This window comes from Streptomyces bohaiensis (assembly GCF_012033785.1).
GTDB lineage: Bacteria > Actinomycetota > Actinomycetes > Streptomycetales > Streptomycetaceae > Streptomyces > Streptomyces bohaiensis.
In genome coordinates this window covers 1-1,403 of sequence record NZ_JAAVJC010000520.1, presented here as the reverse complement: position 1 = coordinate 1,403, position 1,403 = coordinate 1, and the positions used below count along the sequence as shown (strand labels likewise).

1 protein-coding gene is annotated in these 1,403 nt (G+C 72.7%); it reads right to left on the bottom strand.

Annotation, left to right across the window (positions count from 1 at the left end):
- The coding region (locus HCN52_RS24435; RefSeq protein WP_168090589.1) for an amidohydrolase at window positions 1-1,307 on the bottom strand (1,307 nt) is incomplete at its 3' end.
- Between the last annotated feature and the right edge of the window lie 96 nt (window positions 1,308-1,403).

Below are 1,403 nucleotides of genomic sequence, written 5' to 3'. Positions count from 1 at the left end.
GTCCGCAGCGGCTCCGGGTTTCCGACTCCGCTGCCGCCGTAGCGGGTCCCGTCGGTGTTGAGCGTCTCGCGCCACAGCCCGGAGACCGCGGGCACCCCGACGCGGTAGTACGGGTCCGCGACCTCTCCGGTGCGGGTCGCCTCGTCCCAGGTGTAGACCTCGCGGCCGTCGACGAAGGTGTGCAGTGCGCGGCTCATCACGTCCAGCGGGTCGCCGGACCAGACGACCACATCGCCGTCGAGCCCGGGGCGGAGCGCGCCGACCCGGTCGTCGAGCCCCATGATCTCCGCCGGGTTGAGGGTGATGGAGCGCAGCGCGGCGTCGCGGTCCATGCCTTCCTTGACGCAGAGCGTCGCCTGGTGGACCAGGAAGTTGATCGGGATGACGGGGTGGTCGGTGGTGATCGCGACCTTCACCCCGGCCCGGTCCAGGATTCCGGGGTTGGCCAGGGTGCGGTGCCGCAGCTCGACCTTGCGGCGGGTGGTGAAGAGCGGGCCGCTGATGACCGGGACGCCGCGGCGGGCGATGTCGTCCGCCATCAGGTGCGCCTCGGTGGCGTGGTTGATCACGACCCGGTAGCCGAACTCGTCCGCCAGCCGCAGGGCGGTGGCGATGTCGTCGGCGCGGTGGGTGTGCTGGCACCAGGGCAGCTCACCGTCCAGGACGCGCACCAGCACCTCGGAGGTGTTGTCCCGCTCGAACGGCTTGCCCTCGGCGGCGGCGTGGTCGCGCCGCACCCGGTAGTCCTGGGCCTTGGTCAGCGCGTCCCGGATGACGGCGGCGACGCCCTGCCGGGTCGAGGGCAGCTGCTTCTTGTCGCCGTAGACCCGCTTGGGGTTCTCGCCCAGCGCGCTCTTCACGCTGACCGGCTGCCGCAGCAGCATGTCGTCGACAGTCCGCCCCCAGCACTTGATCGCCACGGTCTGGCCGCCGATGACGTTGCCGGAGCCGGGCTTGACCACCGAGCTGGTGACGCCGCCGGCCAGCGCGTCGTGGAAACCGATGTCGGCCGGGTTGATGGCGTCGAGTGCCCGCAGGCGGGCGCCGTTGGGGTCGGTCATCTCGTTGGTGTCCTGACCCTCCCAGCCCTCGGCCTCCTCCGAGACGCCGAGGTGGCCGTGGGCCTCCACGAAGCCGGGGAGCACCCACCGGCCGGTGGCGTCGACCCGCCTGACCCCCTCGGGGATCTCGACCTCGGCGTCGGGCCCGACGGCCGCGATCCTGCCGTCGGTGATCAGCACGGTGCCGCCCTCGATGGGGTCGCCGTCGACGGGCACCACGTATCCGGATGTGATTGCTACGTTCATAGGAGGAACCTAGCGCGGTCGGCCCGGCCCGGGCAGGCCCCGACGGCCGGGACCGGCGGCGGCGGAGCGGCCGCCGGTCCGCCGGCGGGACCGGCA